Raw genomic sequence first — 13821 nt, forward strand, 5'->3', positions numbered from 1 at the left:
CTGGGTGGTGATGAACGGGATGCCGGTCTTGTCGATCAGCTGCTTGAGGACCTTGGCGGTCATCTTGCGGTTGGCGCCGGCGCCGATCACCAGGATCGGATTGCGGGCGTTCAGCAGCTTTTGCACGGCAGCGTCGATCGCCACGTGCTCGGCCAGCGGACGGCGGTGCAGGCTTGGCGGGATCGGCAGTGCGTCGGTCTGCTCGGCGGCGATGTCTTCCGGCAGCTCCAGGTGCACGGCACCCGGCTTTTCTTCTTCAGCCAGGCGGAAGGCTTCGCGCATGCGCGAAGGGATGTTGTCGGCGGAGGCGAACTGGTGGGTGTACTTGGTGATGGGGTCCATCATGCCGCACACGTCGATGATCTGGAAACGGCCCTGCTTGGACTTCTTGATCGGCTTCTGGCCGGTGATCATCATCATCGGCATGCCGCCCAGGTAGGCGTAGGCGCTGGCGGTGACCAGGTTGGTGGCGCCAGGGCCGAGGGTCGACAGGCTGACGCCGGTCTTGCCGGTCAGGCGACCATAGGTGGCAGCCATGAAACCTGCGGACTGCTCGTGACGGGTAAGTACCAGCTTGATCTTCGACTTGCGCAGGGATTCGAGCAGGTCGAGGTTTTCCTCACCAGGAATGCCGAATACATACTCGACACCTTCGTTTTCCAGGCATTGCACAACGACATCGGCGGCCTTGGCCATTTGGGGTACTACCTCAAAATCTTTGTGGGATTGCAGATTTATTAAGCTGCGTGACTGAGATGTTGCAGGATGTCTCAGTGGCGCGCATCGTAGGCCCTCTGGTTAATAATAATAAATATATTGTTATGATGCTTGGCATCACAGTTTGTTATGAACGGTAAACCCCCTCAATGAACCTCAAGGCATTGCGCTGCTGCGTCGAGATCGTGCGCCAAGGCAGCTTCACCAAAGCCGCGCAGCACCTGCATATTGCCCAGCCGGCACTGAGCATGGCTGTTACCCGCCTGGAAGAAGAACTGGGCGTCACCCTGTTCAACCGCACCACGCGCAAAGTCATCCTGACAGCCGAGGGCGAACGCTTCCTGCCACGTATCGAATCGGCCCTGCGCGAAATGGATGTGGCCCGGCAAGAACTGCGCGACATGGCCGACCTGAAGCGCGGCGAAGTGCGCCTGGGTATCCCGCCGATGTTCGGCCTGCACTATGTGCCCGGCTTGATGAACGCCTTCCGCCAGCTGTACCCGGGCATTGCCATGACCGTGTTCGAAGGCAGTGCCGAGGACATTGGCCATCGCCTGGAACAACGGGAAATCGACCTGGCGCTGCTGGAGTCCAGGCGCGTGCCGCCCGACAAGGAATCGATCCTGCTGGGCAGCGACGAGATGCTGGCGTGCATGCACCCTGACCATCCCTATGCCGGCAAGGCCTTCCTCACGGCCGAGGACCTGCGCAATACCGACATGGTGGTATTCGACCGCACCTTCGTGCAGCGCCACCTGCTGGATGCGTTCTTCGCCGAACATGGCATCACGTACCAGGTAGCACTGCAGAGCAACTTCGTATCGCTGGTGGTACAGGCCGCGCTGGACAACATGGGCGTGGCGACCCTGCTGCGCTCGGTGCAACAACGCACGCCGGGCATCGTCGGCGTACCGTTCCAGCCAGCGCAGCAGATGAGCTTCCGCTTGTGCTGGCGGTCGGGGGAATACCTGTCGCTGGCCAGCAAGCGCTTCATCGATTTTGCCGCGCAGACCCATTACCTGGAGCGTTGAGGCCAGCCTGTTCCGGCCTCTTCGCGGCTAAAGCCGTTTCCACAGGGGTTGTGCATACCGCAAGCCTGCAGTGATCTCTGTGGGAGCGGCTTTAGCCGCGAATACCGGCGCATCCGGAGGCAAACGATTTGACGGGGCCAGGCAGCAAATGTCAGGCAATGCACCCGTCAAATGCCATTACAAACCTGTCAATCGTTGCAATCCGTCAGGTTCTTGCCTGCGCTTCGCCTCCCTACAATGGCCTCACAACAACAAACGAGCCCAGCTCCGTGAGGCACGACCCCATGTACAGAGACCATATCGTCAAACCGCGTGCGACCGACAACCCTGCGTTCATGGCCCTGACCACCGCCGTGATCTTTGCACTCGCCCTTTTCTACGGTGTGGGCGACGGTAGCCTGGCCCGGCTGATGGGCCCGATCGTGCTCGACCTGCAGGCACCGCTAATGCGCAACATCGCCGTGGCCGGCACCTTGGCCGTCACCCTGGTGCTGAATCTGTTCATCCTCGGCCGCTTTGCGCTACGGGCCCAGGTAATCACCGTCTGGTTCGAACTGTTGCTGTTGTTCCTGCTGTTCTTCGACACTTTCGACCTGTCTTACAGTTTCATCGCCAGCAAGGTCAGCTTCATGATCACCCAAGGGGTGTTCACCACCGTCTACGTGTCCACGATCTCGATCGCCATCGCGTTCGTCCTGGCCCTGATGGGTGCGACTGCACGCTTGTCGTCCAACGGCTTCGCCATCGCCATCGCCAGTTTCTATACCTCGTTCTTCCGCGGTGTACCGCTGCTGATCCAGATCTACCTGATCTATCTCGGCATCCCCCAACTCGGCTACGTGGTCGGTGCAGTGCCGGCGGGCATCCTGGCCCTGTCGCTGTGCTATGGCGCCTACATGACGGAAATCTTCCGCGCCGGCATCAGCAGCATCCCGCGCGGGCAGTGGGAAGCCTCGCGAGCAATTGGCCTGACCCCCTTCCAGGCAATGACCCGGGTGATCCTGCCGCAGTCGATGCGACTGATCATCCCGCCCACCGGCAATCAGTTCATTTCCATGCTCAAGGACAGCTCGCTGGTGTCGGTGATCGGCGTGTGGGAGTTGATGTTCCTGGCTCGCACACAGGGCCGCGCAGAGTTCCGCCACCTGGAAATGCTGATTACCGCCGCCGTCCTGTACTGGGTGCTGTCGATCCTGCTCGAAGCCGTGCAGTCGCGCCTGGAAAAACGTTTCGACCGCGCCCACCGCTGATCGAGGAGCATCACGATGAACCAAGTAGTCACCCCAGCTGCCGCCCAGGCCGCCGTATCGATCCGCGGTCTGCAGAAATGGTACGGCGACTTTCATGTACTCAAGGGTATCGACCTGGAAATCGCCAGCGGCGAGATCGTGGTGGTCTGCGGCCCGTCAGGCTCAGGCAAGTCCACACTGATTCGCTGCCTGAACCTGCTGGAGGACTTCCAGAAAGGCCAGGTGCTGATCGCCGGCAACCCGCTTGACCGTGATGCCGCCAGCGTGGCCGCCATTCGTCGCCAGGTCGGCATGGTGTTCCAGCAGTTCAACCTGTTCCCGCACCTGACCGTGCTGGAAAACCTGATGCTCGGTCCGCGCCTGGTCAGCAGGCTCAACGAGGCCCAGGCCCGCGCCCTGGCCCTGGAGTACCTGGAGCGGGTGCGCATCGCCAGCCAAGCCGACAAGTTCCCCGGCCAGCTTTCCGGTGGCCAGCAACAGCGGGTAGCCATTGCCCGCGCGCTGTGCATGAAGCCGCGGATCATGCTGTTCGACGAACCCACTTCGGCACTGGACCCGGAAATGGTCAAGGAAGTGCTCGATGTGATGGGCGAGCTGGCCCAGGATGGCATCACCATGCTCTGTGTCACCCACGAAATGGGCTTCGCCCGCCGGGTCGCCGACCGCATCATCTTCATGGACCAAGGCCAGGTCATCGAGCAGGCCCGGCCCAACGACTTCTTCGACAACCCGCGCCATGCCCGCGCCAGGGAGTTCCTTTCGCAGATTCTCAGCCACTGAGGCCTGTGTCTACCGCTGTGCCAACACCACAACAACAATTGCATACCCGGAGACTTACCGAATGAACCCACTTGCACGCTTGTTTGCCCTCACTGCCGTCGCCGGCAGCCTGGCCCTGATGACCGGCACCGCTTGGGCGGGCGCCACCCTGGATCGCATCCACCAGAGCAAGGTCATGAAAGTGGCCACCGCCGCCAACTGGCCACCGCAGTCGTTCCTCGGCGAGGACAACACCCTCAAGGGCTTCGACATCGATGTTGCCAACGAAATCGGCAAGCGCATGGGCACCACGGTAGCGTTTGTCACCCCCGAGTACGGCATCATCACTGCCGGGCGCTGGGCCAGCCGCTGGGACCTGTCGGTCGGTTCGATGACGCCTACCACCGAACGTGGCCGCGTACTCGACTTCCCGGCCATCTACTACTACACCCCCTACATGTTCGCAGTGCACAAGGATGCCGCCGGCGCCAGCGCTGCCGACCTCAATGGCAAGACCATCGGCGTCGAGGCCGGCACTACCTCCGAGGACTACATCAACCGCCGGCTGAAGATCGACGCGGCGGACGTACCTGCGTTCAGCTATACCGTGGAGCCTGGCGATGTGCAGACCTACGGCGACAGCATGGGCCCGCTGGATGACCTGCGCATGGGCAACGGCACCCGCCTGGATGCCGCACTGTCGCCGCTGCCGACCATCATGGGCGCGATCAAGGCCGGTTACCCGATTGCCCCGGTGCAGGGCAAGCCCGCCTACTACGAACCGCTGGCCATCGCCACCGACAAGGGCGACGACGCCTTCAATGCCGAACTGGCCAAGGCCGTCGAAAGCATGAAGGCCGACGGTACGCTGAAGCAGCTGTCCGAGAAGTGGTACGGCGCCGACCTCACGCAAGTGCAATAACCCCATCACCCACAGGCCAGCGCCCCTCAGCTGAAGGGCGTGCGGCCCCCGCGTGCCCGTAGAACCTGCAACGCTCAGTAAAAGGATGACCCAACCGATGTCCAGCTACAGCAACAACTACTACACCGGAACCATGCGCCCGGCCTCGCAGCGCCCGGCTTTGGCCGGCGAAACCCGGGCCGATGTATGCGTCATCGGCGGCGGCCTGGCGGGCCTGAGCGTAGCCTTGGAACTGCTGTCGCGCGGGCGCTCGGTGGTATTGCTGGAAGCCGCGCGAGTGGCCTGGGGGGCCTCAGGGCGCAATGGCGGCTTCGTGCTGCAGGGCTGGTCCGAAGGGCTGTCGGCCATCGAGCGGCGCTGCGGCAAGCCGACAGCAGCGGCATTGTTCCGGTTGTCACTGGAGGGCGTCGATATCGTCCGCGACACCATCGCCCGCCACCAGCTGCCAGGCTGTGCCGCGACCACCGGCAAACTCAGCGTGGTGCGCTACGACGACGCCGACAACCTGCAGCGCACCCGCGACCGCATGGCCCGTGACTTCGGTTTCGAGATGGAATACCTGGATACCCCGACGCTACGCAGCCAGCTGAACACCGACCGCTACTACCAGGGGCTGCGCGACAGCCATGGTTTTCATTTCCACCCGCTGAACTACTGCCTGGGCCTGGCCGAGCTGGTCGAGCTTGCCGGCGGCTGTATCCACGAGCAATCCCCCATGCTGCGGGTAGCACGCGTGGCCGGGCGCCACCGTGTAACCACTGCCCACGGCGCGGTCACCTGTGCCGATGTGGTGTACTGCTGCGGCGGTTACGGCGGCGCCGAGTTCGGCCGGCTGCGCCGAGCTTTCCTGCCGATCGCCACCTACGTGGTACTCACCGAACACCTGGGTGAACGCCTGAATGACGTGGTACGTACCACGGATGCCGTCGGCGACAACCGCCGCGCCTCGGATTACTACCGCATCGTCGAAGGTGACCGCCTGCTGTGGGGTGGCCATATCACCACCCGCAATCTGCAGGACGAACAACGCCTCGGGCAGTTGCTGACCCGTGACATCCTCAACGTTTATCCGCAGCTGCAGGGTTTGAAGATCGCCAAGGCCTGGTCCGGGCTGATGGGCTACGCCCGCCACAAGATGCCGCACATCGGCCCTCTGGGCCCGGGATTGTGGGCCTGTACTTCATTTGGGGGCCATGGTATGAACACCGCACCCGTGGGCGCCAGGGTAGTCGCCGAGGCGGTGTCCGGCGAAACCGACCGTTATCGCCTGTTCGATGCCTATGGCCTGGAATGGAACGGCGGACCGTTTGGGCCTGCTGCGGCACAAGCGGTGTATGCCGGGCTGAAACTGATGGACCGGTTCCAGGAAGCGCGCTCGCAGTACAACAACTAGAACGACAACCAGGAATCGCCATGGACCCCCTCCCCCCCGGCGCGCTGTTCAAACTTACCGAAAAGGACCGCCAACTGCTGGCGCTGCTGCAGGCCAACGCCCGTGAGCCCACCGCCTCGCTGGCACGCAAGCTGGGTGTGTCGCGCTCGGCGGTGCAGGAGCGCATCAACCGCCTGGAAAATGCCGGCGTGATCACCGGCTACAGCGTGCGCATCGACCAGGACAAGCTGCAGCAGGTGATCAACTGCTTCACCATGACCTCCTGCAGCAACAAGAGCTACACCGACGTGATGACCACCTTGCGCAAGATGGAGTCGGTGCAGGCGGTGTACGCGGTATCGGGCGAAATGGATTTCATCATCCACCTGACCACCCATACCTTGGGCGAACTGAATGCCGAACTGACCCGTATAAACATGATCAAGGGTGTGACCCATACGGCGTCGCACATTGTCATGGAGACCAAGTTCAGCAAGAAGCTGACGTTGTAATCCCCCTCCCAGGCTTGTGCAGAGCCTTGTGGGAGCGGGCGTGCCCGCGAACACCGGCGCAGCCGGTGCCATCCTCCGCGCTGGATTCTTCGCGGGCATGCCCGCTCCCACAGGTGCTGTTCATGCCGCAGGTCCAGGAAGCCGGCCAGCTTCCTCGACGTCACCGTCACGGATTGACTATGATCCCGCCTTGAACGTTTCAGCATGTTTCAACAAGGATCCAGATGTCAGTTCAGGAATTACCCCCTCTCCCCAGCAAAACTACCGTCGCGAAGATGGAAGCCGCCATGGCGCTGGGCAGCTTTGCCATTGGCACCGGCGAGTTCGCCATCATGGGCCTGATGCCCGATATCGCCAGCAACCTGCAATTGAGCGAGCCCCAGGTGGGCCATGCCATCAGCGCCTATGCGCTGGGGGTGATGGTCGGCGCCCCGACACTGGCGATCATCGGTGCCCGGCTGTTGCGCAAGCACATGCTGCTGTTGTTGATGGCGCTGTATGCCCTTGGCAACCTGGCTACCGCCTTCGCCCCCTCGTTCGGTGGCCTTGTCGCCTTCCGCTTCATCAGCGGCCTGCCCCATGGCGCCTACTTCGGCATCGCGGCGGTGGTGGCGTCGAGCATGGTAGCCAAGGACCAGCGGGCGGGGGCCGTGGCCCGGGTGATGATGGGGCTGACCCTGGCCATGTTGCTCGGCAACCCGATCGCCACCTTGCTGGGCCAGTACTTCGGCTGGCGCTCGGCGTTCGTGCTGGTTGGCGCGATCGCCCTGTGCACCATCGCCCTGGTCTGGCGCTTCGTGCCCCAGCGCCACGACGAAGTGCGCAGCGACCCGCGCAAGGAACTGCAAGCCTTCACCCTGCCGCAGGTGTGGATGGCGCTGGGCATCGCCTCGATCGGCTTTGCCGGCATGTTCTGTGTGTTCAGCTACCTGGCGCCGACCATGTTGCAGGTGACCCAGGTGTCGCCACAGTGGATTCCGTTCGGCCTGGCGGCGTTCGGCGTCGGTGGCATTGTCGGCAACATCACCGGAGGCAAGCTGTTCGACCGCCTGCAGTTCCGCGCCGTCGGGCTGGTGCTGGTGTGGTCGATTGCCGTGCTGCTGTTCTTCAGCTTTGCCGCCCAGGCGCTGTGGAGCCTGCTGCTGGGCATTGGCCTGGTCGGCACCATGATTGCCCTGGCGGCACCGTTGCAGATCCGCCTGATGGACATTGCCCATGAAGCGCCAAGCCTGGCGGCGGCCTCCAACCATGCGGCGTTCAACCTGGCCAATGCGCTGGGGCCGTGGCTGGGCGGCATGGCGATTACCGCAGGCATGGGCTGGACCAGCACCGGGTACATCGGCGCGGCTACGGCGCTGGTCGGGCTGGGGATCTACCTGGTGGCACGGCGGATGAAGGGTGGGCACTAGGACCGAATGCGGTTCTGTACTTTGGGGCTGCTGCGCAGCCCTATCGCGACACAAGGCCGCTCCCACAGGTTCTGCATTGCCCTCTAGGACGAGGCCATCTTTGTGGGAGCGGCCTTGCGTCGCGATAGGGCCGCAATGCGGCCCCCGAATCAAACTTCAACGCGCCAGGCTTGCTGGCGGGCCAGTACCGAGCTGGCCGACTCGCCCAGCAGGTCGGCATATACGCCGGGGGCGGTGGCGCCTTCGGTACTGATGAAGAGGATGCGGGCGTTGCCGTCGATACCCAGGTCGGCAGATGCGCCAGCATCCGTTACCAGGTGGGCAAGCCCGGCCAGGCCGGCGACGCCGGACTCACCGGCAACCAGTGGAATGTCGCGAGCGCTGCCAGCCGCCAGGCGGCGCATGGCGGCGACAGCTTGGTCATCGCTGATGGTCATGAAGTAATCGACGCTCGGCTCCAGGAAGCGCCAGGCCAGCGGCGATGTCTCGCCGCACGCCAGGCCTGCCATTACCGAGTCCACCGCGCCGGTCGCCCTGGCCGGCTTGCCGAGCAAGGCGCTCTGGTACAGGCAGTCCGCCTGCTCCGGTTCGACCATGACCAACAGCGGGCGCCGTGCGCCGTAGTGCTCCCACAGGTAGCTGACGATGCCGGCCGCCAGGCCTCCCACCCCGCCCTGCAGGAACACGTGGGTGAACGGCGGTTGCCCGGCAGTGGCTTCGATGATTTCCGCAGCGATGGTGCCGTAGCCCTGCATCACGTCACGCGGGATCACTTCGTAGCCTTCATAGGAGGTATCGGAAACCACGGTCCAGCCATTGCTGATCGCCAGTTCCGCAGCATGCTCGACCGACTCGTCGTAATTGCCGGCAATGCGCACGATCTGCGCACCATAGGCCGCAATCGCCTGTTCGCGCTCGATGCTGACGTTGGCATGCAGCACGATCACGCAGCGGCAGCCGATGCTTTGCGCGGCGGCCGCCAGGCCCTTGCCATGGTTGCCATCGGTGGCGCTGACCACGGTGAACTGCGTCAGCAGGTCGGCGTACTGGCCTTCCAGCAAGCCACGCGGGTCGAACTGCTGCGCGGGGAAGGTACGCCGGATCAGCCGGACCAGGGCAATCGGCGCGCCCAGGGCCTTGAAGCTGCCCAGTTCCGAGCGCACCGATTCATCCTTCACCGACACCTGGGCAACACCCAGCTCGGCAGCCAGGTCAGGCAGGGTGTACAGCGGCGTAGCGCCAGCGTTCAAGCGCGCCCAGCCGGCCAGCCACTGGCGGCTTTCTTCAGCCCTGGCAATGCTCATCACCTCTTGCAACGCTTGCGGGTAAGGCCGGCGGCCAGCCTTGGGGTTGGAAACAAACATGCGGTACTCCTTTCTGCAGGCAACAGGAAGCCCATGCCGCTGAAACCAGGCTTCAGCGGACGGGGCATTACAGTGGGTATCAGGGGTGGGTCAGGCGACGGCTGACCACATCCAGCAGTACCTGGGCGCCCTGGATCAGTTGCTCGTCGTCGGTATGCTCGCGCGGGTTGTGGCTGATGCCGCCCTGGCTGGGCACGAAGATCATCGCGGCGGGGGCAATGCGGGCGATCATTTGCGCGTCGTGGCCAGCACCGGAGGTCATGCGCCGGTGGCTGAAGCCGAAACGCTGCGCCGAGGCTTCTATGGCATCGGCCAGGCCTGCGTCGAAGATCACCGGTTCGAAACGCACCAGGCGCTCGGTGGTAATGGTCACCCCTTCACGCTCGGCAAGCGCCTCCAGGTATTGGCTCAGGCGATTTTCGGCGTAAGCCAGGCAGGTTTCGTCGGGGTCGCGCAGGTCGACGGTGAAGGTGGCCTTGCGCGGGATGACGTTGATCACGTTCGGCTCGAACTGCATGCAGCCCACCGTGGCCAGGGTCGTGCCGGAATCCACGGCCATGGCGCGCAACTCGGCAACGATGGCACTGGCGACGAAGCCTGCGTCATGACGCAGGTGGGTCGGCGTGGTGCCGGCATGGTTGGCGTGCCCTTTCACCTCTACTTGCTGCCAGGAAATGCCCTGCAGGTTCTCGACCACGCCTATAAGGGTGTTCTCGGCTTCGAGGATCGGCCCCTGCTCGATATGCAGTTCGAGGTATTCATGCGGCACGATGGCGCCAGGCTCCAGCGAGCCGGCATAGCCGATGCGCGCCAGTTCATCGCCAAGCCGCGTACCGTCGGTGCCAAGGGTGTCCAGCGCCTGCTGCAAGGGCAGGCCGCCGGCATATACCAGTGAGCCCATCATGTCGGGCTGGTAGCGCACACCCTCTTCATTGGTGAATGCGCCGACCGTGATCGAACGCTCAGGCAAGCGCCCGGCATCACGGTAGGCCCGAATCACCGCCAACCCGGCCAGCACGCCATAGCAGCCATCCAGGGCTCCGGCGTTGGTAACGGTATCGATGTGCGAACCCATCATCAGTGGGCGTTGCTCACCGCTGTCGGCGGCAGCGCGCAAAGTACCGAAAATGTTGCCGATGCGGTCGACCTGCACGCCGAGGTCAAGTTCGCGCATCCAGCCGATCAGCAGGTCGCGCCCGGCCTTTTCGGCATCGCTCAGGGCGATCCGGGTGCGCCCGCCGTGGGTGGCGTCAGCGCCTACCTGGCCGAGTGCACGGATCTGCTGCAGCAGCAAAGGGCCGTTCAGTTGCAGTGGGGTACTCGCATTCATCAACCGTTTCTCCCTGGGTGCAAAGCCTTGGCTCTACACCGCCGTTTTTGTTCATGGGAGAATTCTATTCGCTCGCCATGCACGAAAAGCTTGATTTTTGGCCTTTGCGCGCACTTTTATTACGCATTCCCGGCGTTTACCGCTGTTTACCTACAGAGGCCCCTTCATGCCCCTCGATCACTTCGACCTGGCCCTGCTCGATGCCGTGCAGCGCGACGCTGGTACTTCACAGCTGGACCTCGGTGCGCAGGTCAACCTGTCCTCGGCAGCGGTCAATCGGCGGTTGAAGAAGCTGGCGGCCGACGGCGTGATCCGCGGCACGGTGGCACAGCTGAACCCGGAGCAGCTTGGGTACACGCTGACGGTGATCACCGAGGTTGAAGTGGAGAACGAGCGGCTGGACCTGCTGGACGAGATGAAACGCACCTTCCTCGCCTGCCCGCAGGTGCAGCAGTGCTACTACGTGGCCGGAGAGTGCGATTTCGTGCTGATCATGCTGGTGCGGCACATGGAGCAGTACACCCAGCTGACGCGCGAACTGTTCTTCGAGAACAACAACGTCAAGCGCTTCAAGACGCTGGTGTCGATGAGCAATGTGAAGACGGGCATGTTCGTGCCGACCCTCACGCCTTGAAGCCTTTATTGCGATTGCGATCCCACAGGTACAGCGACAACCTCGAGAACAGCGATGTACCTGTGGGAGCGGCTTTAGCCGCGAAGAATCCAACGCGGTGCATGGCACCGGCTGCGCCGGTGTTCGCGGCTAAAGCCGCTCCCACAGGGGCCCTGCTAATTCAATAAGTGCAGTTCCCTTGGAGCGGCCTTGCTCACGCAGGGTTTGCCTGCGGCAGCTCGATGCGCACCCGCAACCCGCCACTCGCGGCGGCCAATGCGGTGATGCTGCCGCCATGCAAGGCAACGGCCCGCTGGGCAATCGCCAGGCCCAGGCCAAAGCCGTCACCGTTACTGTCGGTGCCGCGGTCGAATGGCTCGAAGATGCGCTGCAGGCGCGCCGGTTCGACGCCCGGGCCATGGTCGCTGACGCTGACCTGCAACCACTGCCCGCCCGGCGCCAGCGCGGCCTCGACCAACACCTCGGTACCTGCTGCGGTGTAGCGCACGGCATTACGAATGATGTTCTCGAACGCCCGGTACAGCAGTTCTTCATGCCCATGCGTGATAAACGTGCCCTGGGCCTGCAAGCAAACCTGGCACTGCTTCATGCCGGCCTCGAAGCGGGCGTCTTCGACGATCTGCGCCAGCAGTTCGACCACATCGAGGGTGGCGAAGTCGTCGCCCTGCCGGGACTGGGCGCGAGCAAGGGTCAGCAGTTGCTCGATCAGGTCGTCCATGCGCCGCGACTCGCGCTCCACCCGTTCAAGCATGTCGAGCCGGTCCGGTTGCTGGCGCATCAGGCCGATGGCGGCATGCATGCGGGTCAGAGGCGAGCGCAGTTCGTGGGAAATATCGTGCAGCAGGTTCTGCTGCGCCTGCACCAACGCCTTGAGCTGACCGGCCATGCGGTCGCAGTCTTCGGCCAGTTCGACGATTTCGTCACGGCGTTTGCCCAGCCTGGGTTTGACCCGCACCTCGAAACGCCCCTGGGCGACCTGGCCCATGGCTTCGCGCAGCCAGGCCAGCGGGCGGGTCAGGTACAGGCTGCACAGGAAGGCGAACAGCGCGCTCATCAGCGTGCCGGTAAACAGCGGGCCCATGCTGCGCGGGCGTGGAGGCTCGCCAATGGTCGTGGCCACCGAAGCGCGCAGCAACAGCGGGCGGCCGTCGCGGTCGCTCAGCGCCTGCTCGAACCGGGCCACTGGCACCGCCCTGCCGGCCAGCAACCGGCCCTGGCTATCGTAAAGGCCCACCTGCACATCCGGCGGCTGCGGCGAGACCTCGAGCAACTGTCGGCCAGCCTGCTCGCCGTAACGTTGCAACAGCTGCAGTTCAGTGGCCAGCAGCGAGCGCAGCGCCGGGGTATCACCACGCAGGTCATTGAGCATGAAGGCGCCCGCGCCCACCAGGAAGGTCAGGGTGTTGGCCAGCCAGAAGGCCAGGAACAGCTTCCAGAACAGGCGCCGGCGCATCATTCGACGATCAGCATGTAGCCCATGCCGCGCACGCTCTGGATCCAGCTGCTGCCATCGGCGCGCGGCCCGAGCTTTTGCCGGATGCTGCTGATGTGCACGTCGATGCGCCGGTCGTAACGGGTCAGCGGCCGGCCCAGGGCATTGAGCGACAGGTCCTGCTTGCTGACCAGCTGGCCGGCCTGGCGGGCCAACGCTTCGAGCAGGCTGAACTCGGAGCCGGTCAGCTCGAGGATGGCAGCGCCCCAGTGCGCCTCGCGTCGACCGGGCCACATCTTCAGGGCACCGCTGCGCACCTGTTCGGGCACCATGCCTTCGCCCATCAGTTGCGGCTGAACACGGCGCAGGATCGCCCGCAGGCGCGCCACCAGTTCGCCGGGGGAGCTGGGCTTGGGCACATAGTCATCGGCACCCAGCTCCAGGCCGGCGATGCGGTCGATGTTGTCGCCACGGGCAGTCAGCAACAGCACCGGTACCTGGCTGCGCGCGCGCACACGCCGCAGCACTTCGATGCCCGAAATGCCCGGCAGCATCACGTCCAGCACCACCACCTGATAGTTGCCGGTCAATGCCTGAGCTTCGCCCTCCTCGCCAGTGCCGACGGCGGTGGCCTGGAACCCTTCGCGGGCCAGGTACAAAGAGAGCATTTCGGTGAGTTCGCGGTCATCGTCGACCAGCAGCACAGGGATCATCAGGGCCAGGAATCGTGATTGCAGGGGTTGCAATGATCGCCCCGGCGGCCGGCACTGTCACCGCCGGCCGGTCGGACTTTACACATCTTTACCCTCGGCTAACCGCGCCGAACACAGCCCGCCCGTATCCTCATCGCCCGCTGCATGCGGGTTGCCCGCGCTTGCTCCCTCCGAATCCGCTTGTCTGGAACCCTCGATGAACTACCCGCGCCTGTTGCTCTCCGTCCTGCTGCTGAACGCCACGCTGGCCCAGGCCTCCCCCTTCAGGATCGCCGACATCCGCGTCAACGGCCTGCAGCGGGTTTCCGCCGGCAGTGTCTTCGGTGCCTTGCCGCTGAACGTCGGCGACCAGGCCGATGACCGCCGACTGGTGGAG

13 protein-coding genes and 1 pseudogene are annotated in these 13821 nt (G+C 63.9%); 9 read left to right on the top strand and 5 right to left on the bottom strand.

The annotated features are described in order from the left end of the window. A partial coding sequence (locus CAG46_RS27230; protein ID WP_256575150.1) for a thiamine pyrophosphate-binding protein occupies nucleotides 1-696 on the bottom strand: 696 nt, incomplete at its 3' end. Between the two features lie 170 nt (nucleotides 697-866). Between CAG46_RS27230 and CAG46_RS27235 the strand changes: the two genes are divergently transcribed. From CAG46_RS27235 to CAG46_RS27265, 7 genes are all read left to right on the top strand, one after another. Further along, the gene (locus CAG46_RS27235; protein ID WP_025339213.1) at nucleotides 867-1748 is read left to right on the top strand and encodes a LysR family transcriptional regulator; all 882 of its coding nucleotides are present in this window, start codon (nucleotides 867-869) and stop codon (nucleotides 1746-1748) included. Between the two features lie 284 nt (nucleotides 1749-2032). After that, on the top strand, nucleotides 2033-2998 hold the full coding sequence (locus CAG46_RS27240) for an amino acid ABC transporter permease (RefSeq protein ID WP_085619544.1): 966 nt from the start codon (nucleotides 2033-2035) through the stop codon (nucleotides 2996-2998). 15 nt (nucleotides 2999-3013) lie between these two features. Further along, nucleotides 3014-3778: an amino acid ABC transporter ATP-binding protein gene (locus CAG46_RS27245; protein ID WP_085619546.1), complete on the top strand. Its 765-nt coding sequence runs from the start codon at nucleotides 3014-3016 to the stop codon at nucleotides 3776-3778. A 61-nt stretch (nucleotides 3779-3839) separates the two neighbouring features. Beyond that, nucleotides 3840-4679: an ABC transporter substrate-binding protein gene (locus CAG46_RS27250; protein ID WP_085619548.1), complete on the top strand. Its 840-nt coding sequence runs from the start codon at nucleotides 3840-3842 to the stop codon at nucleotides 4677-4679. A gap of 97 nt (nucleotides 4680-4776) precedes the next feature. Next, nucleotides 4777-6072 (top strand): FAD-binding oxidoreductase, encoded by a 1296-nt coding sequence (locus CAG46_RS27255; RefSeq protein WP_085619550.1) that lies wholly within the window; start codon nucleotides 4777-4779, stop codon nucleotides 6070-6072. A 20-nt stretch (nucleotides 6073-6092) separates the two neighbouring features. Further along, nucleotides 6093-6563: an Lrp/AsnC family transcriptional regulator gene (locus CAG46_RS27260; protein WP_075045277.1), complete on the top strand. Its 471-nt coding sequence runs from the start codon at nucleotides 6093-6095 to the stop codon at nucleotides 6561-6563. A 224-nt stretch (nucleotides 6564-6787) separates the two neighbouring features. Further along, the gene (locus tag CAG46_RS27265) at nucleotides 6788-7972 is read left to right on the top strand and encodes an MFS transporter (RefSeq protein ID WP_085619552.1); all 1185 of its coding nucleotides are present in this window, start codon (nucleotides 6788-6790) and stop codon (nucleotides 7970-7972) included. A gap of 149 nt (nucleotides 7973-8121) precedes the next feature. On the opposite strand, the gene CAG46_RS27270 is transcribed toward CAG46_RS27265, so the two are convergent. Both CAG46_RS27270 and CAG46_RS27275 read right to left on the bottom strand, forming a co-directional pair. Further along, nucleotides 8122-9336, bottom strand: coding sequence for a diaminopropionate ammonia-lyase (locus CAG46_RS27270; RefSeq protein ID WP_085619555.1), 1215 nt, complete (start codon nucleotides 9334-9336; stop codon nucleotides 8122-8124). A gap of 79 nt (nucleotides 9337-9415) precedes the next feature. Continuing rightward, the gene (locus tag CAG46_RS27275) at nucleotides 9416-10666 is read right to left on the bottom strand and encodes a Zn-dependent hydrolase (RefSeq protein ID WP_085619557.1); all 1251 of its coding nucleotides are present in this window, start codon (nucleotides 10664-10666) and stop codon (nucleotides 9416-9418) included. 166 nt (nucleotides 10667-10832) lie between these two features. On the opposite strand from CAG46_RS27275, the gene CAG46_RS27280 reads away from it, so the two are divergent. Beyond that, complete coding sequence (locus tag CAG46_RS27280) at nucleotides 10833-11300, top strand: Lrp/AsnC family transcriptional regulator (RefSeq protein ID WP_085619559.1); 468 nt, start codon at nucleotides 10833-10835, stop codon at nucleotides 11298-11300. A 193-nt stretch (nucleotides 11301-11493) separates the two neighbouring features. Here the strand turns inward: CAG46_RS27280 and CAG46_RS27285 are convergent, their stop codons facing one another. Next, nucleotides 11494-12756, bottom strand: a complete 1263-nt coding sequence (locus CAG46_RS27285; protein WP_085619561.1) for an ATP-binding protein — start codon at nucleotides 12754-12756, stop codon at nucleotides 11494-11496. Continuing rightward, the gene (locus CAG46_RS27290; RefSeq protein WP_075045281.1) at nucleotides 12753-13445 is read right to left on the bottom strand and encodes a response regulator transcription factor; all 693 of its coding nucleotides are present in this window, start codon (nucleotides 13443-13445) and stop codon (nucleotides 12753-12755) included. The genes CAG46_RS27285 and CAG46_RS27290 overlap by 4 nt, the downstream gene beginning before the upstream one ends. A gap of 196 nt (nucleotides 13446-13641) precedes the next feature. On the opposite strand from CAG46_RS27290, the pseudogene CAG46_RS27295 reads away from it, so the two are divergent. After that, nucleotides 13642-13821: pseudogene (locus CAG46_RS27295) on the top strand (outer membrane assembly protein); the annotation flags it as partial.

This window comes from Pseudomonas sp. B23(2017) (assembly GCF_002113725.1).
In the GTDB taxonomy this organism is placed as follows: domain Bacteria; phylum Pseudomonadota; class Gammaproteobacteria; order Pseudomonadales; family Pseudomonadaceae; genus Aquipseudomonas; species Aquipseudomonas putida_Z.

Excerpts from the sequence above, each read along its gene's own strand:
- CAG46_RS27245 (WP_085619546.1), top strand. The coding sequence starts at position 3,014 with ATGAACCAAGTAGTCACCCCAGCTGCCGCCCAGGCCGCCGTATCGATC.
- CAG46_RS27275 (WP_085619557.1), bottom strand. The coding sequence starts at position 10,666 with ATGAATGCGAGTACCCCACTGCAACTGAACGGCCCTTTGCTGCTGCAG.
- CAG46_RS27290 (WP_075045281.1), bottom strand. The coding sequence starts at position 13,445 with ATGATCCCTGTGCTGCTGGTCGACGATGACCGCGAACTCACCGAAATG.
- CAG46_RS27260 (WP_075045277.1), top strand. The coding sequence starts at position 6,093 with ATGGACCCCCTCCCCCCCGGCGCGCTGTTCAAACTTACCGAAAAGGAC.
- CAG46_RS27280 (WP_085619559.1), top strand. The coding sequence starts at position 10,833 with ATGCCCCTCGATCACTTCGACCTGGCCCTGCTCGATGCCGTGCAGCGC.
- CAG46_RS27235 (WP_025339213.1), top strand. The coding sequence starts at position 867 with ATGAACCTCAAGGCATTGCGCTGCTGCGTCGAGATCGTGCGCCAAGGC.
- CAG46_RS27250 (WP_085619548.1), top strand. The coding sequence starts at position 3,840 with ATGAACCCACTTGCACGCTTGTTTGCCCTCACTGCCGTCGCCGGCAGC.
- CAG46_RS27255 (WP_085619550.1), top strand. The coding sequence starts at position 4,777 with ATGTCCAGCTACAGCAACAACTACTACACCGGAACCATGCGCCCGGCC.
- CAG46_RS27265 (WP_085619552.1), top strand. The coding sequence starts at position 6,788 with ATGTCAGTTCAGGAATTACCCCCTCTCCCCAGCAAAACTACCGTCGCG.
- CAG46_RS27285 (WP_085619561.1), bottom strand. The coding sequence starts at position 12,756 with ATGATGCGCCGGCGCCTGTTCTGGAAGCTGTTCCTGGCCTTCTGGCTG.
- CAG46_RS27270 (WP_085619555.1), bottom strand. The coding sequence starts at position 9,336 with ATGTTTGTTTCCAACCCCAAGGCTGGCCGCCGGCCTTACCCGCAAGCG.
- CAG46_RS27240 (WP_085619544.1), top strand. The coding sequence starts at position 2,033 with ATGTACAGAGACCATATCGTCAAACCGCGTGCGACCGACAACCCTGCG.